18 protein-coding genes are annotated in these 20,424 nt (G+C 64.6%); 6 read left to right on the top strand and 12 right to left on the bottom strand.

Annotation, left to right across the window (positions count from 1 at the left end):
- Positions 1-38: 38 nt before the first annotated feature.
- Both purH and J0I79_RS17725 read right to left on the bottom strand, forming a co-directional pair.
- Positions 39-1,655 carry a bifunctional phosphoribosylaminoimidazolecarboxamide formyltransferase/IMP cyclohydrolase gene (gene purH, locus J0I79_RS17730; protein WP_292861387.1) on the bottom strand — a complete coding sequence of 539 codons (1,617 nt, stop codon included), beginning with the start codon at positions 1,653-1,655 and terminating at the stop codon, positions 39-41.
- A gap of 75 nt (positions 1,656-1,730) precedes the next feature.
- Positions 1,731-2,054, bottom strand: a complete 324-nt coding sequence (locus tag J0I79_RS17725; protein ID WP_292861385.1) for a GIY-YIG nuclease family protein — start codon at positions 2,052-2,054, stop codon at positions 1,731-1,733.
- Positions 2,055-2,275: 221 nt separating this feature from the next.
- On the opposite strand from J0I79_RS17725, the gene J0I79_RS17720 reads away from it, so the two are divergent.
- On the top strand, positions 2,276-2,893 hold the full coding sequence (locus tag J0I79_RS17720; RefSeq protein ID WP_292861382.1) for a DUF2239 family protein: 618 nt from the start codon (positions 2,276-2,278) through the stop codon (positions 2,891-2,893).
- A 29-nt stretch (positions 2,894-2,922) separates the two neighbouring features.
- Here J0I79_RS17720 and J0I79_RS17715 read toward each other — a convergent pair whose 3' ends face one another.
- The 3 genes from J0I79_RS17715 to htpX form a co-directional block, all read right to left on the bottom strand.
- Positions 2,923-4,647, bottom strand: coding sequence for a heparinase II/III family protein (locus J0I79_RS17715; protein ID WP_292861379.1), 1,725 nt, complete (start codon positions 4,645-4,647; stop codon positions 2,923-2,925).
- Between the two features lie 147 nt (positions 4,648-4,794).
- Positions 4,795-6,183: an RsmB/NOP family class I SAM-dependent RNA methyltransferase gene (locus J0I79_RS17710; protein WP_292861376.1), complete on the bottom strand. Its 1,389-nt coding sequence runs from the start codon at positions 6,181-6,183 to the stop codon at positions 4,795-4,797.
- Positions 6,180-7,202, bottom strand: a complete 1,023-nt coding sequence (htpX, locus tag J0I79_RS17705; RefSeq protein WP_292861372.1) for a zinc metalloprotease HtpX — start codon at positions 7,200-7,202, stop codon at positions 6,180-6,182. The genes J0I79_RS17710 and htpX overlap by 4 nt, the downstream gene beginning before the upstream one ends.
- A gap of 102 nt (positions 7,203-7,304) precedes the next feature.
- Between htpX and J0I79_RS17700 the strand changes: the two genes are divergently transcribed.
- Positions 7,305-7,526, top strand: coding sequence for a DUF1674 domain-containing protein (locus J0I79_RS17700; protein ID WP_292861369.1), 222 nt, complete (start codon positions 7,305-7,307; stop codon positions 7,524-7,526).
- A gap of 177 nt (positions 7,527-7,703) precedes the next feature.
- On the opposite strand, the gene J0I79_RS17695 is transcribed toward J0I79_RS17700, so the two are convergent.
- Positions 7,704-8,369 (bottom strand): HAD-IA family hydrolase, encoded by a 666-nt coding sequence (locus tag J0I79_RS17695; RefSeq protein ID WP_292861366.1) that lies wholly within the window; start codon positions 8,367-8,369, stop codon positions 7,704-7,706.
- A 170-nt stretch (positions 8,370-8,539) separates the two neighbouring features.
- Between J0I79_RS17695 and J0I79_RS17690 the strand changes: the two genes are divergently transcribed.
- From J0I79_RS17690 to J0I79_RS17680, 3 genes are all read left to right on the top strand, one after another.
- The gene (locus J0I79_RS17690; RefSeq protein WP_292861363.1) at positions 8,540-9,409 is read left to right on the top strand and encodes a transglutaminase family protein; all 870 of its coding nucleotides are present in this window, start codon (positions 8,540-8,542) and stop codon (positions 9,407-9,409) included.
- A gap of 323 nt (positions 9,410-9,732) precedes the next feature.
- Positions 9,733-11,094, top strand: coding sequence for a pilus assembly protein (locus tag J0I79_RS17685; RefSeq protein WP_292861360.1), 1,362 nt, complete (start codon positions 9,733-9,735; stop codon positions 11,092-11,094).
- 419 nt (positions 11,095-11,513) lie between these two features.
- The gene (locus J0I79_RS17680; RefSeq protein WP_292861357.1) at positions 11,514-12,776 is read left to right on the top strand and encodes a cyclopropane-fatty-acyl-phospholipid synthase family protein; all 1,263 of its coding nucleotides are present in this window, start codon (positions 11,514-11,516) and stop codon (positions 12,774-12,776) included.
- Positions 12,777-12,798: 22 nt separating this feature from the next.
- Here J0I79_RS17680 and J0I79_RS17675 read toward each other — a convergent pair whose 3' ends face one another.
- From J0I79_RS17675 to acs, 4 genes are all read right to left on the bottom strand, one after another.
- Positions 12,799-13,605 (bottom strand): endo alpha-1,4 polygalactosaminidase, encoded by an 807-nt coding sequence (locus J0I79_RS17675; protein ID WP_292861354.1) that lies wholly within the window; start codon positions 13,603-13,605, stop codon positions 12,799-12,801.
- Between the two features lie 131 nt (positions 13,606-13,736).
- Positions 13,737-14,555 carry a sugar phosphate isomerase/epimerase family protein gene (locus J0I79_RS17670; RefSeq protein WP_292861351.1) on the bottom strand — a complete coding sequence of 273 codons (819 nt, stop codon included), beginning with the start codon at positions 14,553-14,555 and terminating at the stop codon, positions 13,737-13,739.
- A gap of 112 nt (positions 14,556-14,667) precedes the next feature.
- On the bottom strand, positions 14,668-15,414 hold the full coding sequence (locus J0I79_RS17665) for an MOSC domain-containing protein (protein WP_292861348.1): 747 nt from the start codon (positions 15,412-15,414) through the stop codon (positions 14,668-14,670).
- A complete protein-coding gene (gene acs, locus J0I79_RS17660) occupies positions 15,414-17,369 on the bottom strand; it encodes an acetate--CoA ligase (RefSeq protein WP_292861345.1) in 1,956 nt (651 codons plus the stop codon). The genes J0I79_RS17665 and acs overlap by 1 nt, the downstream gene beginning before the upstream one ends.
- Positions 17,370-17,684: 315 nt before the next feature.
- Between acs and J0I79_RS17655 the strand changes: the two genes are divergently transcribed.
- The gene (locus tag J0I79_RS17655; protein ID WP_292861343.1) at positions 17,685-17,957 is read left to right on the top strand and encodes an usg protein; all 273 of its coding nucleotides are present in this window, start codon (positions 17,685-17,687) and stop codon (positions 17,955-17,957) included.
- A gap of 47 nt (positions 17,958-18,004) precedes the next feature.
- Here J0I79_RS17655 and J0I79_RS17650 read toward each other — a convergent pair whose 3' ends face one another.
- Together J0I79_RS17650 and J0I79_RS17645 are read right to left on the bottom strand one after the other, a co-directional pair.
- A complete protein-coding gene (locus J0I79_RS17650; RefSeq protein ID WP_292861340.1) occupies positions 18,005-19,039 on the bottom strand; it encodes an aldo/keto reductase in 1,035 nt (344 codons plus the stop codon).
- A gap of 49 nt (positions 19,040-19,088) precedes the next feature.
- Positions 19,089-20,276 (bottom strand): MFS transporter, encoded by a 1,188-nt coding sequence (locus J0I79_RS17645; RefSeq protein WP_292861337.1) that lies wholly within the window; start codon positions 20,274-20,276, stop codon positions 19,089-19,091.
- Positions 20,277-20,424 lie beyond the last annotated feature (148 nt).

Here is a 20,424-nt window from a genome sequence, read left to right as displayed (position 1 = left end):
CTCTTCCTTCTCCCACAAGGGGGGAAGGAAGAGGGCGCTCAATGCCTGAAATGCCTGACGCCCGTAAACACCATGGCGATGCCGTGCGCGTCGGCGGCGGCGATCACATCGTCGTCGCGCATCGAGCCGCCGGGCTGGATGACGGCGGTGGCGCCGGCTTCGATGGCCGACAGCAGGCCGTCGGCGAAGGGGAAGAAGGCGTCCGAGGCGACGACCGACCCCTTGGTGAGTGGCTCGGCCATGCCAGCCGCCTCGGCCGCATCGAGCGCCTTGCGGGCGGCGATGCGCGAGGAATCGACCCGGCTCATCTGGCCGGCGCCGATGCCGACGGTGGCGCCGTCCTTGACGTAGACGATGGCGTTCGACTTGACGTGCTTGGCGACGCGGAAGGCGAATTTCAGATCGGCCATCTCGGCCGGCGTCGGCGCGCGCTTCGTCACCACCTTCAGTTCGAGATCGTCGACCACGGCGTTGTCACGGCCCTGGACGAGCAGGCCGCCGGAAACGGATTTGACGGTGGTGCCGGCCGCGCGCGGGTCCGGCAGGCCGCCGGTGACCAGCAGGCGCAGATTCTTCTTCGCCGCAACGATCGCCGCGGCCTCGTCGGTGGCATCGGGCGCGATGATCACCTCGGTGAAGGTCTTCACGATCTCTTCCGCCGCTTCGGCGTCGAGCGTGCGGTTGACGGCGACGATGCCGCCAAAGGCCGAGACCGGGTCGCAGGCCAGCGCCTTGGCGTAGGCGGCCTTCAATGAGGCAGCCTCGGCGACGCCGCAGGGGTTGGCGTGCTTGATGATGGCCACGGCCGCCGAGCGTGCCGGATCGAACTCGCCGGCCAGTTCGAAGGCGGCGTCGGTGTCGTTGATGTTGTTGTAGGACAGCTGCTTGCCCTGCAGTTGTCGCGCGGTGGCGACGCCCGGCCGCTTGTCGCCATTGACGTAGAAGCCGGCGCTCTGGTGCGGGTTCTCGCCGTAGCGCATCACTTCGGCCAGCTTGCCGCCGAAGGCACCCCAGGTCGGATGCTCGATCCCGAGCGCCTCGGCGAACCAGCCTGATATCGCGGCGTCATAGCTGGCGGTGCGGGCAAAGGCCTTGGCTGCCAGCTTCTTGCGGAAATCCAGCGACAGCGAGCCGATGTTCATCTCCAGCGCATTGAGCACGGAAGCGTAGTCGCCGGGGTCGGTGACGACAGCGACGTAGCCGTGGTTCTTGGCCGAGGCGCGGATCATCGCCGGGCCACCAATGTCGATGTTCTCGACGATCGCGGCATAATCGGCGCCGGACCGGCGGACTTCCTCGAACGGGTAGAGGTTGCAGACGACCAGGTCGATCGGCTCGATGCCGTATTTGCGCATCGCCGCCGAGTGTTCAGGGTCGTCGCGTACGCCAAGCAGCGCACCATGCACGGAGGGATGCAGCGTCTTGACGCGCCCGTCCATGATCTCGGGAAAGTCGGTGAGCTCGGAGACATCGCGCACGGCCATGCCGGCCTCGGCGATGGCTTTCGCCGTGCCGCCAGTCGACACCAGCTCGACCCCCGCCGAGGCCAGCGCTCTGGCGAAATCGATCAGTCCGGTCTTGTCGAAGACCGAAAGCAGGGCGCGGCGCACGGGCACGAGGTCCGGTGCGGGAATGTTCTTGGCGGCGATGGCCATGGGCGCGGCCTTTCACGGCTGGTGTGGGTGGATGCCCGCGCCCTAGCACATGATCCGTGGAAATCAAACCAGGCCTCAGGCCGGCAATGCGTTCAATTTGCCGCGCCATCGCGCCAGGCATGCCTGGAGCGCGGCTCCCGCAGGCGCCTCGTCGGCCTCGAACCGCTCGATCGTCTCGAATAGAAGGCCATCGGCGCCACTGCCGTTCCACGCGGCCTGCAGATCCTTCGAAGGGTGGTTCCCCAAGCGCAGGGTGAACCACAGCCGGTTCTGTACGGTGCTCATATCCGGAGAGTAGCCGACCCACCTCTGTCCCGTCGCCCTGCACTGGAGGGCATAGATGCCCGAAACCACTTCGCGTTTCCTGTAGGCGGCGATTGCCTCTTTCCGGTCGATCATCGTTGCAAGCCTTTCTTCCCGGCCGCCAGTAGAGGAATAACCAGGCTTTGTCAATTTTACCCGGGTAATATTGACGCCAAGGTGGTGGACGGCTAGAGCGGTTCAGCGTTTGATGGAATCGCCGAACCGCTCTAACTCTTTGTTTCTACGCAATTCCGGACGGAAAACCGTTACACACTTTTCCTGGAATTGCTCTAGTGAGGTCCCATGCGAGCTTGCCAATGACCACACCGGGCGCCGGGCGCTATACGGCCTTTGCCGACGATTGCATCCTGACTCGCGGAGCGCTGGTCGATGTCGCGCTCGTGGCAAAGGCCGCGGCAGCCGGCACAAAGCCGGTGCTGGTCTTCAACGACGAGACCGGCGCGGTGGTCGATCTGGATTTGCGCGGTTCGACCGCCGATGTTTCCGCGCGGTTTGTTGCATCGGCTGATCTGAAAGAAGGCGAAGGCGGACCGTCACCTGGCAACGTTACGTCAGACACACGAGGGCGCGGCAGGCCGCGGCTCGGCGTGGTCGCGCGCGAGGTAACGCTTCTGCCAAGGCAGTGGGAATGGCTCGCGTTGCAGCCAGGCGGAGCCTCGCAGGCGCTGCGGCGCCTTGTGGACGAGGCCCGGCGCTCGGCCACCGGTCAGGACCGGATGCGGATGGCGCGCGAGGCGACATACCGCTTCATGTCGGCAATTGCTGGTGACCTCCCCGGTTTCGAGGAGGCGACGCGGGCCTTGTTCGCGGGCGGAGAGCCGCGCTTCCGGGAGCTTATCCAATCGTGGCCGGCCGATGTAAGAGGCTACGCTCTGGAGCTCGCCAAGCAGGCCTTCTCGACAAAAGCGGCGTGATCCCGGCCAATCGCGATGCCGTCTATCGTTCAGTTGTTTTCCGGATAGCCGGCGATCCTGGTGCGGGTTAGCTGCCAGTGGACGTCGTTGATATCGGATGCCTTGAAGGCCAGCACGATCTGCCGGCTGCGGCGTGGACCGCCAAGGCCGGCGAAATAGATCGATTCCTCGACCTCGGGCACCACCTCGTCTGATGTGAACACCCAGGTGTCTGCCTGGTCGGCGGCCAGCACCAGCCGGTCGTGTTCGTCCTGCAGAAGATTGATGTCTGGATGGACATGGAAGCGCACGGTGATGAAGTCGCGGCCATTGTTGCGGATGGCGGCATTGCCCGGCCGCTGAAACCGGTCCCGGCCGGTCAGCACATTGCCGTTCGAGGCGAGTTTCAGTTCGCGCTCATGCAGGAAGCCGAAACGCTGGAGGTAGCCGTCATGGCGGGCGATGAAGCCGTGAACGCCCTTCTGGTCGGTGCGCTTGCACTGCACATGCTGCGGGCCGCCGATCAAGGGCGAGCCCAGCTGGTCGTTGACCCGCAACGAATGGGTGAAGCGGGCCGACGAGGTGTCGTTGATGGTGGCGGTCGAGTGGGCCGCGGTGGCGCGCGCCAGCGGCCGGAACTCGGCCGCGCCATAGGTGTCGATGCCGGCATTGACGATATAGTGCTGGCGGCCCGACGACAGTTCGAAGGCCAGGCAGCCGGCATGCGCGGCGTTGGACACGTCGACCGGCGGCGGCAGGCCGGTATCGGCAATCACGGTGGTGCCGCCCATCGACAGGCGCTCATAGCCGGAGTGCGGCGCATGCAGGAGCGGCGCCCCGGCGGTGTCGTCATGACGCAGGATGGTGGCGATGCGGTCGTGGATGGTGGCGCCCATGCCGTTGAAGCGGGCGAGGCTGCCGTCCTGATGGCGGAAGAAGCGCAGCGCCGGCAACATCCGGTCAATGGCGCCAATCAGCGCCTGCGGCGGCGTCTCCGCTTGGTTGGCGTAGGTCTGCCGCAGCGGCAGAAGGTCGGCCAGGATCTCCAGAACCGTCATCGGATTGCGTGAGATATGGCCGCCATCGGCAAGGATCTGGCGGTTGAGTTCCTCGGCAAGGTTGCGGGTGGCGCCGCGCAGCGCCGAGGCGGGGGCCGGCAGGGAAAGGGCCGCGAAGGCAAGCGCCACGCGAGCCCGCAGCCGGTCCTTGCCGTCGGGCATTTCACGCGCCATCGACCTGAGGTAGCGGATCTGGATGGCCAGCGATTTCAGGAAGGCGCGGTAGAAGGGAAACTCCGCGCCCTGCAGCACGACGGAGGAATGCTGCAGCCAGGCGATGATGCGCTTGGCCGTCGTCCCCGGCTCCCAGGCAACGCCCGAAATATGGCTGCCATGCATGGCGATCCAGTCGGACACCAGGGCGCGCGCATTGGCGGCGGCGAGTTCGGTGCCGGCGGCGCGCATGTGGCGCAGCCAGCGAAAGCCATGCAGTGTCTTCAGCCAGCCATGGTTGGGCACATTGATCTGGAAGGGCGATTTGCCGCCGGTCTCTACAAGATGCCCCGACAGGGGATAGCGGCCATAATAAATCTCGAGTGCGATCTGGGGGTCGGCGAGCCGCAGGTCCGGCGGCGCGATCAGCACGCGCTCAGGCGTGCGGCCGGAATAGCGCCAGCGATAGACCGGCCCGGCGCGCAGGCGCCGGCGCGTCTTGCGCCAGAACTCCCTCGCGACCAGCGTCCACAGACGCGTCGTGTTGCTGGCAGCCAGTGCCAAAAGCCCTCCTGATCGTCCTTAACCCCGGTGCGAGTCTACATGATTGAACGACTCGTGCGAAGGCGAATTCCTGGCAGCGGCTACGGCTCACCGGGTTTTGACCCGGACCCTCCCTAAAAAAGTCAGCAAACCCAGATGGTTAAATCATTAGCCGGCGCGGCGCATGCGTGCGGCGAAGAAGCCGTCCAGACCCGAGCGCTCCGGCGCGCCGAGGTCGAGATCGGCCGGCGTGGTGCGCAGCGTTCCCTGCTGCGTCAGGAACGGATCGATGCCGGCAATCTCGCCCCGATGCAGCGGATCGTCGGCGACCAATGCTGTCTGCGCCAGGAAGGCGCGATGCAGGTCTTCGCCTTCGAGCGGGTCGAGCGAACAATTGGAAAAGACGATCCGGCCGCCGGGCCTGACCAACGTGACGGCGCGGGCGAGCAGCCTGTGCTGCAGGTCGGCGAGCTTATCGACATCGGCCGTCGTCTTGGTCCAGGGCACGTCTGGATGCCGCCGCACCGTGCCGGTCGATGAACAGGGCGCGTCGAGCAGTACTGCGTCGAAGAGCTCGGCCGGCTCGTATTTGAGCAGGTCGGCCTGGACGATATCGGCCGACAGGCCGAGGCGACCAAGGTTCTGCGCCAGACGCGCCAGACGGTTCTTCGAGGTGTCGACGGCGGTGACCCTGGCGCCTGCCAGGATGAGCTGCGCGGTCTTGCCGCCGGGCGCGGCACAGAGATCGGCGACGCGCAATCCTTTGACATCACCGAACAGTTTTGCCGGCAGGCTGGCCGCCGCGTCCTGGACCCACCAGGCGCCTTCGGCGAAGCCCGGCAGTTCGGTGACGGCACTGGCAAGCTTCTCGACCCGTACCGTGCCGGTTGTCAGGACGATGCCGCCGAGCTTTCCAGCCCAGTATTCGGGATCGGTCTTGACCGAGAAATCGACCGGCGCCTCAACGCGATGGGCCTCGAGAATGAGCTTGGCCTTGTCCGGACCATAGGCGGCCTTCAGCCGGTCCGAAAACCACTTGGGCGCTTCGTCGGTCGCGGCAAGGGCCTCGGGAAGTTCGGTGTCCTTGGCGCGCGCCAGCGTGCGCAGCACGCCGTTGACCAGACCGGAGAAGCGCTGGGTGCGCGGATCGGACTTGGCATGGGTGACCGCCAGGTCGACGGCGGCGCTGTCGGGAATGTCGAGGAACAGGATCTGCGCGGCCGCCACATGCAACATGTGCGACAGCGCGGTGGCGTTGGGCGGCAGCGGTTTTTCCAGGCGCCGCGCCAGCAGGCCCGATATGGTCATGCGATAGCGCAGCGCCGTGACCAGGATTGCGCGCACCAGGCCGCGATCGCGCAGGTCGAGTGACTTGTACTGGGGGTGACCGTTCTCGTGGTCTGTCAGCCCGTCGAGCGGTGTCCTGGCGTCGATGACGGCGGCAAGCAGGCGCGCCGCCGCCTTGCGGGCGGCAAGGCCGGCGACGAACTCGCCGCTGTCCCTGTGTTCCTGATTGCTGGAGACTTTGCGTCGGGGGGCTTTGCCTGTCACGTTCACGACCACCGGCCTTTGGGTCCGGTGGGGTTGCGGCCCCATGGGTTGGATTTGGGCGCGGCCGGCTCTGCCGGCTGCTGTGGCGCAGCGGGCTTACCCCAGGGGCCGGCCGATTGCGGCTCTTCCGTCTCGGTCGGTGCCGGCGCCCGGGATTGTGTGCCCTGCGAACCGCCGCCACCCATCTGGCGCGCCATCGCCTGCAGCGCGGCGATGCGGTTCTCGGTGCTGGGGTGGGTGGAGAACAGGTTGTCCATGCGCTCGCCATGCAGCGGATTGATGATGAAGAGATGCGCCATCGCCGGATTGCGCTCGGCATCGGGGTTGGGAATGCGTTCGGCGCCGCGGGCGATCTTGTCAAGCGCCGAGGCCAGCCACAGCGGGTGTCCACAGATTTCGGCGCCGCGCCGGTCGGCCTCGTATTCGCGGGTGCGGCTGACCGCCATCTGCACGATCATGGCCGCGAAAGGCGCGACGATCATCGCGGCCAGCACGCCGACGAATCCAAAAGGGCTGTTGTTGTTGCGGTTGCCGCCAAGGAAGAAGGCGAAATTGCCAAGCATGGAAATGGCGCCGGCAAAGGTGGCGACGATGGTCATGGTCAGCGTATCGCGATGCTGAACATGGGCAAGCTCGTGCGCCATCACGGCCGCAACCTCCTCATGGGTCAGCCGCTGCAGCAGGCCGGTGGAGGCGGCGACCGCCGCATTCTGCGGGTTGCGGCCGGTGGCGAAGGCGTTCGGCTGCGGGCTGTCGATCAGATAGGTCCTGGGCATGGGCAGGCCGGCCTGCTTGGCCAGCGCCTGGACGATGGCGTAATATTCCGGGGCGTTCTTCCCGTCGACCTCGACGGCGCGATTCATCGACAGCACCATCTTGTCGGCGTTCCAGTAGCTGAACAGATTGGTGCCGGCGGCGATCACCAGCGCGATCATCATGCCGCCCGAGCCGCCGATCAGGAAGCCGACGCCCATGAACAGCGCCGTCATCGCGGCAAGAAGCATGGCGGTGCGGATGGTGTTCATCGTCTGCTCCTGTCCGTTCGTGGTGAAAGGGGTCGATCCCTCAAGCTCATCGCTATATGATGGGAAAGGCTTGCTGCCGTTTCAATCCGCCCGAGATATCGCATGAACGACGAAACCAGTAAAACGCCCACCGGTGCGGCGAACGACGCGCCGCCAAGGGAATTGAGCCCCGCCGCGCGCCGCGCCCTGGCCGAAGCCGAGGCACGGCGTGGCGAATATCGCGAGAAGGAAGCGGCGCTGCCGAAGGAAATTGGCGGCCGCGGCGGCAAGGAACCCGGCCGCTACGGCGACTGGGAAGTCAAGGGCCTGACCAGCGACTTCTAGGGTGCGTTGATATTCAGGTGAGGCCGGCCTGCAAACGGCAGCCTTCTGCGCTTCCCCGTTCTACTGCGTCGCAGTAGAACTGAGCTCACGTACGAAAAGTACGTTCCGCTCCGGTCTCGGAAGCCACCATTTTCGGCTCGGCCTGACCTGAATCTCAACGCACCCTGGCCGGTCTGCTCAGGCGGCGTTGCGCCGAGGCTCGATCGCCAGCCAGCCGCGATCGTCGACGGTGATGCCGACCGCGCCGTAGTCCGGTATGGCGGCATGGTGCGTCGGCACCGGATGCGGGTGCGTGGCGTTGATGACCATGACCGAAGCGTCCGCCGCCTCTGCCGCCGCGATGCCGGCCGGAGCATCCTCGAACACCAAGCAGTCGCGGGCGTCGAAGCCAAGGCGTCTTGCCCCAAGCTGAAAACAGTCGGGCGCCGGCTTGCCGCGGGATACGTCTTCCGCCGCGACGAGAACCGTGGGCACGGGAATGCCGGCGACCTTCATGCGCGCGAGCGCCAGCGAGCGTGGCGCCGAGGTAACGATCGCCCAGCGCTCGGGCGGCAGCGCATTGAGAAACGCCACGGCGCCGGGGATCGGCACGATGCCGTCCAGATCGGCGGCCTCGGCCTTCAGTAGCAGGTCGGCCTCATGCGCGGGGTCGACGCCGGGAAGGGCAAGGTTGGTGATGGTCTCGATCGCCCGCACGCCGTGGATGGTCGGCAGGAAGGCGGCGACGTCCAGGCCATGGCGGCGTGCCCAATCGCCCCACACCCGCTCCGCCGAGGCGATGGAATTGATGAGCGTGCCGTCCATGTCGAAAAGGAAGGCGGCGAATTTTCTGCCTGCAAACATGATTTTCCTTGAAATTCGGGGAGCGTGTCGAGGGAGGCCGCAACCGTAACGTCCAGCCGCCGACATGGAAAGGCGCGAAGGGTGTTTTTACGACCATCCGGCGGAACCGTGGTCATGTTGCGACGTTTGAACCCGGAAATCCCCATCATGCGAACAAAGGGACGACGCCCATGCTGATCCGCCTCGGCTACGAGATCGCCATTGAGTGCACCGAGGCCACGCCGGTTATTTCGCTGCTGGAGATTCACAAGGACAGAAAGGCCGACATCAAGCGGCAGACGCGTGTCCTGACCTCGCCTTCGGTGCCGACCAGGCTCTATGAGGACCTGCACGGCAATGCCTGCCGCCGCTTCACCGCGCCCGCAGGCACCTTTCGCATCCTTTACGATGCCGTCGTCGAAGACAGCGGCGAGACCGACGAAGTCAACACTTTGGCGCGCGAGGTGCCGGTGGCGGAACTGCCGGACGAGGTGCTCGGCTATCTCCTGGGCAGCCGCTATTGCGAGACCGATCATCTCAGCAGCCTTGCCTGGCAGCTTTTCGGTCACCTGCCGTCCGGCTGGGCGCGGGTGCAGGCGATCGTCGATTATGTCCACAACCGGCTGTCCTTCGGATACGGCTATGCACGCTCCACCCGCACGGCGGCGCAGGCGCATGAGGAGCGGGTCGGAGTCTGCCGCGACTTCGCCCACCTGGCGATCACGCTCTGCCGCTGCATGAACATTCCGGCGCGCTATGTGAACGGTTATCTCGGCGATATCGGCGTGCCGGCCGATCCGGCGCCGATGGATTTCTCGGCCTGGATGGAAGTGTTCCTCGGCGGCAAATGGTACACGTTCGACGCACGCCACAACACGCCCCGGATAGGCCGCGTCGTCATTGCGCGCGGCCGCGACGCCACTGACGTGCCCCTGCTGCACAGCTTCGGGCCGCACCGGCTCAGCCTGTTCAAGGTCTGGACCTATGAGCAGCAAGGAAGGCTGTTCAATCCGCCCCATCATGGCATCGACCGGACGGCCAGCGCCCGGATGCTGGCTTAGGCCCGCCGAGGCTTGGGAACGTCCGCCTGACCCCGGAATGCACGCCGGATAGGTGATTCTGCTTCGCTCTGGCACAGGTCGCGATGTGCCGTCCCGGGACGTCTCCCGCGTCCTGTGCCACAGGCCACGATGTCTTGGTAAGTGCTTCGTAAACGACCGAATCGCATTGTGGCGGCATTTACCGATCGTTCACCTTCTTTACCTGAAAAAATGTAGCAAAAATAACATCTTGATCCGATGATCCAGATTGCTGGCGGCATCCGGCTGGAATCCTGCATTGCCCTCATCGCGGCGACGAGGCCGAGGCATGCGGAGGCTGTTGGATGCGAAATTACGGGGGTCTTGTTCACGCGGTCGGCGGGTTCGCCGGACATCGCGGTGGAAATTTCGCAATCCTGTTCGGCCTTGCTGCCTCGGTCTTGGCGCTAGCCGCCGGCTTCTCGGTCAATGTCGCGCAACTCTACAACGCCAGATCGAGCCTGCAGGGCGTGGTCGACGCCGCCGTGACATCCACGGCCCGCGACATCACCACCGGCGCCATCAAGGAAGCCGATGCCAGCAAGTCCGTGCAGGCTTTTCTCGGCGCCAACAGCACGGCGGGCATCCTGCAGCCCGACCAGATCGTGCTGGACAAGCTGATTGTCGACAAGACTGCCAAAACGGTCCAGGTGGACGCCTATGTCGATGTCGCCCTGTTCTTCCCGATCTTCGGTATGACCGACACGAGGCGCGTCACTGCGTCGACGACATCGCTCTACTCGGACAGGACCATCGAAGTGGCGATGATGCTCGATGTCACCGGATCGATGGCCGGCCAGAAGATCAAGGACCTCAAGGCTGCCGCGGCCAATGCCGTCGACAGTTTCCTGGGCGGCCAGGATCCGAGCAAGCCGCGGGTACGCGTTTCGATCGTGCCTTACGCCAATTCGGTCAATGCCGGACAGCTTGCGGCCAGCAGTGTTTACGTCGAGGCCAATGCCAGCGACCGCAAGCAGGCGCCCGGCAATGCAAGCGCCCAGCTTGCTTCTGCCTCGACGCGGCCGGATAACTGTGCCACCGAGCGCAAGGGCGCCGATCAGTACTCGGACGCAGGACCTGACTCCAGCATGGTCAATCGTGACTATCTGCTGTCCGGTTTTGCAACGAACACACGTACTGCTGCTTGCCCTGTCGCTACGCTCGTTCCTTTGACGGCCGACGCAACGACGCTCAAGAACGTCATCAGGGACCTCGTCGCGTCGGGCGGAACCGCCGGCCATATCGGCGTTCAATGGGCTTGGTACATGCTCTCCGAAAACTGGGGCACTGTAATGAATGCCTCGCAGCGGCCGGCCAAGATGGATCCGAAAAAAGTCGGCAAATACGCGATCCTGATGACGGACGGCGAATTCAACCTGTCGTACTTCGATGCTTCCGGCGTCAACCAGGTTTACAACGACGCCGGCAAGGAACAGACCCGCGCGGCGGCAACCAAGCTGTGCGCCAACATGCGCGACAAGGGCATAGAAATCTTCACGATCGGCTTCAAGCTCGACGAGGCCAATGCCGCCGCGACGCTACAGGCTTGCGCCAGCCCGGATACCGGTTCGGTCAAGCACTTCTACCAGGCAGCCGACGGCACCGAACTCGATACGGCCTTCCAGACAATCGCCCGGAACATCGAAAGCCTGACATTGACGAAGTAAGTTCCGGCCCAAAAGGAAAAGGCCGCCGCTTCTTTCGAAGCCGGCGGCCTTCCGTGTTTCCGTCCATGGCGCGGCTCCTGGCGGTAACCCCTTCGGGCTACCCGCCGCGCTTCTCGCGCCTTAACGGGAAGTCTGCTTCCCGAAAGTGCAATCCGCTGAGGCCACGTTCTGGAAAACGAAATCACTCGACATCGGATCACCTCCTTTCAGTTCGTTGAACACGACCCCAAGGTGGGGTCTTTCCTGCGCTTTGGCAAGTGCTCCTTTTCGACGGCGACCTGCCGAGGCGTGCCAAAGCCGTTGGAGTGTGTTCTGGCTGAAACACCCGCACGTGCGCCGGGGCAGCCGAGGCAGGGGTTGCGGCAAGCCGATCAAACCGCCAAGATCATCGCCGGGGTCATCGACCGTGAGGAGTGGGCATGGATGCAGCCGACAAGGCGGCACGCATCGTTCGGACCGTCGTTGAAGCGCTGAAGCCGGGCTTTGCCGTCCGGCTGTGGACCGGCGAACGCATCGGCCCGACGGCCGGCCCGGTGCTGGCCATCAACGACCAGGACATCGTCTGGCAGCTGGCCCGCCGGCCGAACTTCTCAACCCTGGTCGAAATGTGGATCGCCAAGACCATCGACGTCGAAGGCGGGTCGCTATTCGACCTCTACGCACTGCCGTCGAAAGGCAAGCTGCGTCTCAAGTCGCTACCGAAGCTGGCGATCCTGCGCGACCTGCCCGCTGTGCTCTTTTCTCGTAGGCAGATGACGAAACGGGCCGATCTCGGGGGACAAAACCCCTTCGTCAGCGGTTCCAACAAGAAGGCGATCGAGCATCACTACGACATCTCGAACGAATTCTACCGGCTCTTCCTTGACGAGCGCATGGTCTACACCTGCGCCTATTTCACCGACTTCGCCAACGGCATCGACCAGGCGCAGAAAGACAAGCTCGACCATATCTGCCGCAAGCTGAGGCTGAAGCCGGGCGACCGGCTGCTCGACATAGGCTGCGGCTGGGGCGCCATGCTCATCCATGCCGCGAAACATTACGGCGCCGTCGGGCACGGTGTTTCGCTGTCGGAAGAACAGACCCGGCTGGCGCGCGAGCGCATCCGCGCCGAGGGGCTGGAGGACAGGATCACCATCGACATCAAGTCCTACACCGAGCTTGACGGCTCCTATGACAAGATTTCGTCGATCGGCATGTTCGAGGCGGTCGGCATCGCCAACCACGCCACCTATTTCTCGACCGTGCACCGCCTGCTCAAGCCCGGCGGCATCTATCTGCACCACGCCATCACGAGGCGCGGCAAGGGCGGCACGAGGAAGACGCTGCGCAAGGGCGCGGAGTACAAGGCGCTGATCAAATACATCTTCCCCGGCGGCGAGGTCGACACGATCGGCATGACGTTAGGCAATCTCGAGGCGCATGGCTTTCTCGCGGCCGACGTCGAGAACCTGCGCGAACACTATGCGCGCACCTGCCGGCTGTGGGCCGAACGCCTGCATGCCCGCTTCGACGAGGCGATCGCCGAGGTGGGCGAGCCCCGGGCGCGGCTCTGGCTGCTTTATCTCACCGGCTGCTCGATCACCTTCGATCGCGGCTCGGCGCAGATCTTTCAGACCGTCGCCACCAGGCGGGCGCGCGGGCCGAGCGGCCTGCCGCCGACGCGGGCCGATTTGTACCGGTAGCGCCAGACCGCCTGCCGGCGCATCAACAATGCTCGTAGTGATATTGCCGGTGCGTCGCCGGCGAGAGTTTGCGGTCGCGCAATATCGTGTTGCGGGGGACTGTGGGATCCGCACACACATCCGAGAACGAGCCCCGGAGATTGTCGGTGTACTCGATGTCGATGACCTTGTTGCCGTAGAAACGGGTGTAGGCCGTGCATTCGTCGTATCGGTGACACTCCTCGGCGATCGCGAAGTCGAAACCGATCCCCTGCCGATCTTTTTCAGTCAGCTGCGGCGTGTTCTTTTGTCCGGCAGCGAGCCCGCTTGCGTGTGCCGTGCGCACCAGCAACAGCGCGAAGGCCAGCGCGTCCGCTTTCTTCAAGGCACCTTTCGATCTCGTGTAGGAATCGAGATTGTCGAACTCGACGGCGTTGAAGCCGGCCCGCGCACATTTGGAGATGGTTTCAGCGAGACGACCCAGGATTCGCTGCCGAAGCTTCTGCGAAGATATGTTCAGCAGGTATTCGTCTGGCCAGTCGGCGTCGGCGAGAGGCTGTCCCGCTCGATCCGCAACAAGCAGATCCGCAGGCCATTGTGTCGCCGGCTGGGTCTGGAAACCGTTGACATAGCAGATGTTGTAGAGCCCCGAAGCCGGCGCGGCGCTGCTGTCGCGCACAACGACGTTTACCCCGGCCGGTGGTTCATAGGCGCCGCCAAGTTGATAGTCCGCGACCGCGTTGGCCGGAAGCCCGGTGGGCGATTCCCGCCTGCCTGGGTCGGCGGCAGTTTCGCCTGCGACAGCCAGGGGCGCGGGCCAGAAGATCGCCAGCGCCAGGGCAAGGTTCAATCGACGCATGGCTTCGCTTCCTTCTGGTCGACCTCATTCATCCGATCGATGTGGCAATCTGGTGGCCCGATTGACGCCGACGAGGTCGGCGAAGCGAAGGCGCGGCTATGGCGAGTGGGCGTGCCTGTGCGTTACTCAGCCAGGCCGAGCGCGGCGATATAGGCCGCCGAGGCCGGTATTTTCGACTTGTCCTTGATCTCGATGATAAGGCGCGGATTGCTGTCGAGCTTCGCCAACGCGGCGAAGACCGAGCGCCACTGAATGGTGCCTTCACCCAGGCTCCAGTGCCGGTCGGCGTAACCGTCGGCGTCCTGCAGGTGGACGTGCCGCAGCCGGTTGCCCGCGGCATGCACGTAGTAATCGACAGGCGGAGCACCGGTCGAGCCGTGGGCGTAATAGGCATGGCCGGTGTCTATCGAAACGGCTATGGCAGGAGAGTTGAAGCTCCCGGCCAGCGCCACGCGGATATGCGGGTCCTTGTCCTCGATGTTCTCCAGCACCATGGTGCAGCCGATATCCTCGGCCCGCTTGATTGCGTCGCCCAAGGTGAGGTGGCAGTAATCGACGATCTTTTCGCGCTCACCTGGATTGTTGTCGAGGTTGTTGTAGGACCAGGTCGTGTAGGGGCTGTGCACGACCATGTGGGTGGCGCCGATGGCGGCGCAGACCTCAAGTCCTTGCATCAGGCGCTTGCTGACAACAGCGCGGATATCGGGATCCTGCGAGGCAATGGTGAAGCCCCAGAAAGGCCCATGGATTCCTAGCCGTCCTTGATGGCCGTCGAGAAGCTTTCTGGCGCGGGCGGCGAGCGGCGCCCAGTCGCCATTGAGGACACCGGCCTCGGCGAAATCCTGCAGCTCCAGGTCGCGCTGTTTCTCGAACAGCCAGTCGCGATGGATTTCGAGATCGTCCAGGGTCATGGCGGCGCCAAGAACGGGCAGGGAGGTCATCGGCACTCCGATCGTGGAATTGTTGGATAGGGAAGGCGACCAGCCGTCGCGTCCGGCTGTATGGCGCGGTTTTCTGTCAGGCGTATTACAGGTTGGGCGGCGCGAAGCGCCGTCAGACGAACCGCATCGGCGCGCCGATCTCGACGCGCGCGGCCTGGTCGACGGTGCAGTAAACGCCGATATTGTGCGCGTTGTGGCGCACCAGGTTGCGCAGGATCGCGGGATCGTGGTCGAAACCGTCCTGCGCGATGATGGTGAAGCCGCAGCGCCGGCACGGCTCGGAAATCGTCAACAGCAATCCGCCGATGGCGAGCTTGCGGCCGATCCATTCGGTTTCGGGAAACGAGCCTTCGACTTCAGCCATGTCGACGACGATGTTGGGGCGGAAGCGGCGGTGGTCGGCCGCACCGTCCGGATGCAATGCCTTCAGGCGCGCCAGCGAAGCCGTAGTCAGGAGATGGACGGGCGCCTTGCCGTAACGCGCCTGCGTCATCGGGCCGGCATAGGCCGGCGGCGCATTGTCGTGGCCGAAAGGCCGGATCGAGGCGGGAAAGCCGAGATAGGCCGACACGGCCGAGTCGCATTCGGCGCCCGGCGCACGCAGCCAGTCGCCGCCGGGGATGGCGATCTCCAGGTCGTGTCCATCAGTCAGCCGGGTGCGGATGCGCGGCACCTTGTGCCATTTCGCTTCGCGGTCGGGCCGGGCGATCTCATTGTCGGAGGCGTCGACAAGACCGAACATGCGGTCGCCCTCGATGCCTTCCGAACCGACCTCGATGGCGTCCCGGCGCTCGCCGGCGAGCGAACTCGCCGGATAACGCCAGAGCTCAGCGACCGAACCCAGTACCGGACCAGACATCAGCCCTTCTTGTTCTGCCGGTTGGCGACGAGGTCGTCGACAACGGCCGGATCGGCGAGCGTCGAGGTGTCGCCGAGCGCGCCGAAATCGTCCTCGGCGATCTTGCGCAGGATGCGGCGCATGATCTTGCCCGATCGGGTCTTCGGCAGGCCCGGCGCGAACTGGATCTTGTCGGGCGAGGCGATGGCGCCGATTTCCTTGCGGACATGGGCGATGAGTTCCTTGCGCAACTCCTCCGTCGGCTCCACGCCCTTCATCAGGGTGACATAGCTGTAGATGCCCTGGCCCTTGATGTCGTGGGGATAGCCGACGACGGCCGCTTCCGAGACCTTCTCATGGCTGACCAGCGCCGATTCGACTTCCGCCGTGCCCATGCGGTGGCCGGAGACGTTGATGACGTCGTCGACGCGGCCGGTGATCCAGTAGTAGCCGTCGGCATCGCGGCGGCAGCCGTCGCCGGTGAAGTACTTGCCCTTGTAGGTCGAGAAATAGGTCTGCACGAAGCGGTCATGGTCGCCATAGACGGTGCGCATCTGACCGGGCCAGGAATCGGTGATGCAGAGATTGCCGTCGGCGGCCCCTTCCAGCACCTTGCCCTCGCCGTCGACCAGTTGCGGCTTGACGCCGAAGAAGGGCCGCGTGGCCGAACCGGCCTTGAGGTCGGTGGCGCCGGGCAGCGGCGTGATCAGGATGCCGCCGGTCTCGGTCTGCCACCAGGTGTCGACGATCGGTACCTTGCCGTTGCCGACGACGTTGAAATACCACTCCCAGGCCTCCGGATTGATCGGCTCGCCGACCGAGCCCAGCACACGCAGCGATTTGCGAGAGGTCTTCTTCACCGGGTCGTTGCCGGCGCCCATCAGCGCGCGCAGCGCGGTCGGGGCGGTGTAGAAGATATTGACCTTGTGCTTGTCGATGACTTCCCAGAAACGCGACTGCGAGGGGTAGTTCGGCACGCCTTCGAACATCAGCGTCGTCGCGCCGTTGGCGAGCGGCCCGTAGACGATGTAGCTGTGGCCGGTCACCCAGCCGACATCGGCGGTGCACCAGTAGATGTCGCCGTCATGATAGTCGAAGACATATTGGTGCGTCATCGAGGCGTAGACGAGATAGCCGGCCGTGGTGTGCAGCACGCCCTTCGGCTTGCCGGTCGAACCCGAAGTGTAGAGGATGAACAGCGGGTCCTCGGCCTTCATCTTCTCGGGCTTGCACTCCGCCTTAACGGTCGCGACCTCGTCGTGATACCAGACGTCGCGCCCCGGAGCCCAGCCGATCTTGCCGCCCGTGCGGCGCACGACGATGACGTTCTTGACCATCACATGATGTTTGGCGGCGATGTCGATCGCCTTGTCGGTGTTTTCCTTCAGCGGGATCGGTTTGCCGCCGCGCAGACCCTCGTCCGCGGTGATGACGAAGGTCGATTCGCAGTCGACGATGCGGCCGGCCAGCGCGTCGGGCGAGAAGCCGCCGAAGACGATCGAATGGATGGCGCCGATGCGCGTGCAGGCCAGCATAGCATAGGCGGCCTCCGGGATCATCGGCATGTAGATGGTGACGCGGTCGCCCTTCTTGACGCCGTGCTTCTTCATCACATTGGCGAGCCGGCAGACATGCTCGTAGAGCTCGTTATAGGTGATCTTCTTGTCGTCGTAGGGGTTGTCGCCTTCCCAGATGATGGCGGTCTGGTCGCCGCGCTTCTTCAGGTGGCGGTCGATGCAGTTGTAGGAGACGTTGGTCAGGCCGTCCTCGAACCATTTGATCGAGACCTTGCCGTCGAAGGAGGTGTTCTTGACCTTGGTGAAGGGCTTGAACCAGTCGATGCGCTTGCCGTGCTTGCCCCAGAACTTGTCCGGGTTCTTGATGCTGTCGGCATACCATTTGAGATAGGTGTCGTTGTCGATCAGCGCGTTTTTCTTCCAGGCCGGCTGAACGCGATGGACATGAACCTCGGACATTCCTGACTTTCCTCCCGAACCAATCCGCCGGCTTGAAACGCAGGCGGGATCGCGGCGAAGCGGCCGCGAATTCGGCGGCATTATTACCAGTTCCGCCGCGACGGCAACATTAGACGTTGGATTCGCGTGGCGGGATGCCGCAGGTCACGTCCGCAAGGCTGTCAGCACTCGCATGGGCGCGCTGCTAAGCGCATGTTTTCTCATGCTAAACCCGGCCTCAGTGAAGAAAAAATCAATAGACGGTTAATCAACGGCGCGCACAATCGGGCGTGGGAGGAAAGGAGAATCAACCAAGGGACCGCCAAGGGGACCGCTATGCGCGACCATCTCGAAATGGACCTGATGCTCAAGGGCTATGGCTTGACCACGGCCAAGATTCTTTATCACTTCCCCGACCATCCCCACCTGCTGCAGAGCTTCATCTGGCAGGACTACGACATCGCTCCGAAGTTTCCGGTGCTGATCAAGTTCATCGAATTCTGGAAGGCCAAGCTCGACGGGCCGCTGCATTCGGTCTGCTACACCCACCAGAAGCTGATCGCGCCGAACGAGTGGCGCAAGGTGGATGGAGAGTTCGTGCTGCATTAGGGCGTCGCGCATAATCTCCCCCCTCGAGGGGGGAGATTGGCGGCCGCTCACACCGCCGGCGGGCTCAGCCGGGCGAAGCCTTCCTGCCGCCGGTAGGGGAAGTACGGATAGGGCGCGGTGACCTCGCTCGCGGCATCTAGTTTCCTCACCTGATCCGGCGTCAGCGACCAGCCGACGGCGCCGAGATTCTGGCGCAACTGTTCCTCGTTGCGGGCGCCGATGATCACCGACGACACGGTCGGGCGCCGCAGCAGCCAGTTGATGGCGATCTGAGGCACGGTCTTGCCGGTTTCCTCAGCCACCGCATCGAGCGCATCCATCACCCGGTAGAGATGCTCGTCCTCCACCGGCGGGCCGAAGCTTGCCGTGTCGTGCAGCCGGCTCTTTTCCGGCAGGGGCTGGCCGCGGCGGATCTTGCCGGTCAGGCGGCCCCAGCCGAGCGGGCTCCACACCAGCGCCCCGACGCCCTGGTCGAGGCCGAGAGGCATCAGCTCCCACTCATAGTCGCGGCCGACGAGCGAATAATAGACTTGATGCGCGACATAGCGGGGATAGCCATGCTTCTCGGCAATGCCGAGCGACTTCATCACCTGCCAGCCCGAGAAATTGGAGACGCCGACATAGCGCAGCTTGCCGGCGCGCACGAGGTCGTCGAGCGTCGACAACACCTCCTCGATCGGCGTCGAGGCATCGAAGGCATGAAGCTGCAGGAGGTCGATGTAATCGGTGCCGAGGCGCTTCAATGCCTGATCCACGGAGCGGATCAGCCGGGAGCGGGACGAACCCCAGTCCGCCGGTCCGTCACCCATCGGCAGCGAGGTCTTGGTCGAGATCAGCACCGCGTCGCGGCGGCCCTTGATTGCCTCGCCAAGCACCTCTTCCGATGCGCCGTTCGAATAGACATCCGCGGTGTCGAAGAGGTTGACGCCCGCTTCCAGGCAGATGTCGACCAGCCGGCGGGCTTCCGCCGCGTCGCTGTTGCCCCAGGCGCCGAACAGCGGTCCTGACCCACCGAAGGTGCCCGCGCCGAAGGAAAGCGCCGGGACCTTGAGGCCCGATGCGCCGAGAGATCGATAGTCCATTTAATGCTCCTGTTGATTTGTGGAAGGGATCGCTAACCAGCGGCGATGGTCAGCACCGGGCCGGCGCGGGTGCGCCAAGTGCGCGGCCCCGCTCCAGGCGCAGCGCCACAAACACCACGGCGAGGGCTGCGAGCGGCACCAGCGCGGCAACCAGCGTGACCGCGCCGAGGCCAGGACCATGGTCGATGACGAAGCCGCCAAGCCAGGCGCCGATCGCATTGCCGAGATTGAAGGCGGCGATGTTGAAGGACGATGCCAGGCCCTGGCCGGCACCCTTGGCCTTCTCCAGCACCCATATCTGCAGCGGCGCAACCGTGGCGAAGGCGGCGGCGCCGAGCAGGCCGACGGCGATGATGGCCGCGACCGGCTGATGCATGGCGGCGGTCATGACGAAGAGCACGGCCGAAAGCGCCACCAGCGTGCCGATGACCGTCGGCACCAGATGCCGGTCGGCGAGGCGGCCACCCAGCAGGTTGCCGGCGACAAGCCCGCCGCCGAAGACCAGCAGGATCGGCGATACGGCAGGCTCGGAAAAGCCGCTGATGCGGGTGAGGATCGGCGCCAGATAGGTGAAGGCGGCAAACACGCCGACCCAACTCAGCACCGTGGTCAGCAGGCCTAGCAGCACCGGTCCACGACCGAGCACGGCAAGCGCGCTTTCGGCGTCTGCTTCCTCTTCCTCGGCGGCAGGTTCGTCACGCGGCACCAGCAACGCGATGACGGCGAAGGCGACGACGCCGACCAGGGTGACGGCCCAGAAGGTAGAGCGCCAGCCATAGGCCTGGCCGAGCCAGGTGCCGAACGGCACGCCGAGGATGTTGGCGACGGTGAGGCCGGTGAACATCAAGGCGATGGCGGACGCCTTCTTGTTGGGCGCGACCAGACCGGTGGCGACGACCGAGCCGACGCCGAAGAAGGAGGCGTGGGCGAAGGCGGTGAGTACGCGCGCCGCCATCAGCGTCCAGTAGTCGGGCGCGAGCGCACAGGCGAGATTGCCGACGGTGAAAACGACCATCAGGGCGAGCAGCAAGGTCTTGCGCGGCAGGCGGCCGGCGATGGCGCCGAGCAGCGGCGCGCCGACGACGACACCCAGCGCATAGCCGGAAATGAGCAGGCCGGCGGCCGAGATCGAGACGCCTAGGTCGGCGCTGACGTCGAGCAGCAGGCCCATGATGACGAATTCGGTGACGCCGATGCCGAAGGCGCCGGCGGTGAGAGCGTAGAGAGCGAGAGGCATGGCGGTGGTCCATCTGTCAGAAAGGACGCTCCAGTTCCGCGCCCCGGATTCCGTGTTGGAGCATGGAAGATCGTGATCGCGTTGCCTGTGAACCAGCCTTGATCAAGGCATATTGTTTGTGAAATAGATTCACGAATGGCGAGACCCG

It is taken from the genome of Mesorhizobium sp., assembly GCF_017306585.1.
Lineage (GTDB): Bacteria > Pseudomonadota > Alphaproteobacteria > Rhizobiales > Rhizobiaceae > Mesorhizobium.
This window is presented reverse-complemented; position numbering and strand designations above follow the sequence as displayed.

What these genes read in the sequence shown, in the direction of transcription:
- J0I79_RS17725 (WP_292861385.1), bottom strand. Translation starts at nt 2,054, where the DNA reads ATGATCGACCGGAAAGAGGCAATCGCCGCCTACAGGAAACGCGAAGTG.
- J0I79_RS17700 (WP_292861369.1), top strand. Translation starts at nt 7,305, where the DNA reads ATGAACGACGAAACCAGTAAAACGCCCACCGGTGCGGCGAACGACGCG.
- J0I79_RS17720 (WP_292861382.1), top strand. Translation starts at nt 2,276, where the DNA reads ATGACCACACCGGGCGCCGGGCGCTATACGGCCTTTGCCGACGATTGC.
- J0I79_RS17670 (WP_292861351.1), bottom strand. Translation starts at nt 14,555, where the DNA reads ATGACCTCCCTGCCCGTTCTTGGCGCCGCCATGACCCTGGACGATCTC.
- J0I79_RS17685 (WP_292861360.1), top strand. Translation starts at nt 9,733, where the DNA reads ATGCGAAATTACGGGGGTCTTGTTCACGCGGTCGGCGGGTTCGCCGGA.
- J0I79_RS17645 (WP_292861337.1), bottom strand. Translation starts at nt 20,276, where the DNA reads ATGCCTCTCGCTCTCTACGCTCTCACCGCCGGCGCCTTCGGCATCGGC.
- J0I79_RS17690 (WP_292861363.1), top strand. Translation starts at nt 8,540, where the DNA reads ATGCTGATCCGCCTCGGCTACGAGATCGCCATTGAGTGCACCGAGGCC.
- acs (WP_292861345.1), bottom strand. Translation starts at nt 17,369, where the DNA reads ATGTCCGAGGTTCATGTCCATCGCGTTCAGCCGGCCTGGAAGAAAAAC.
- J0I79_RS17655 (WP_292861343.1), top strand. Translation starts at nt 17,685, where the DNA reads ATGCGCGACCATCTCGAAATGGACCTGATGCTCAAGGGCTATGGCTTG.
- J0I79_RS17665 (WP_292861348.1), bottom strand. Translation starts at nt 15,414, where the DNA reads ATGTCTGGTCCGGTACTGGGTTCGGTCGCTGAGCTCTGGCGTTATCCG.
- purH (WP_292861387.1), bottom strand. Translation starts at nt 1,655, where the DNA reads ATGGCCATCGCCGCCAAGAACATTCCCGCACCGGACCTCGTGCCCGTG.
- J0I79_RS17680 (WP_292861357.1), top strand. Translation starts at nt 11,514, where the DNA reads ATGGATGCAGCCGACAAGGCGGCACGCATCGTTCGGACCGTCGTTGAA.
- htpX (WP_292861372.1), bottom strand. Translation starts at nt 7,202, where the DNA reads ATGAACACCATCCGCACCGCCATGCTTCTTGCCGCGATGACGGCGCTG.
- J0I79_RS17695 (WP_292861366.1), bottom strand. Translation starts at nt 8,369, where the DNA reads ATGTTTGCAGGCAGAAAATTCGCCGCCTTCCTTTTCGACATGGACGGC.
- J0I79_RS17650 (WP_292861340.1), bottom strand. Translation starts at nt 19,039, where the DNA reads ATGGACTATCGATCTCTCGGCGCATCGGGCCTCAAGGTCCCGGCGCTT.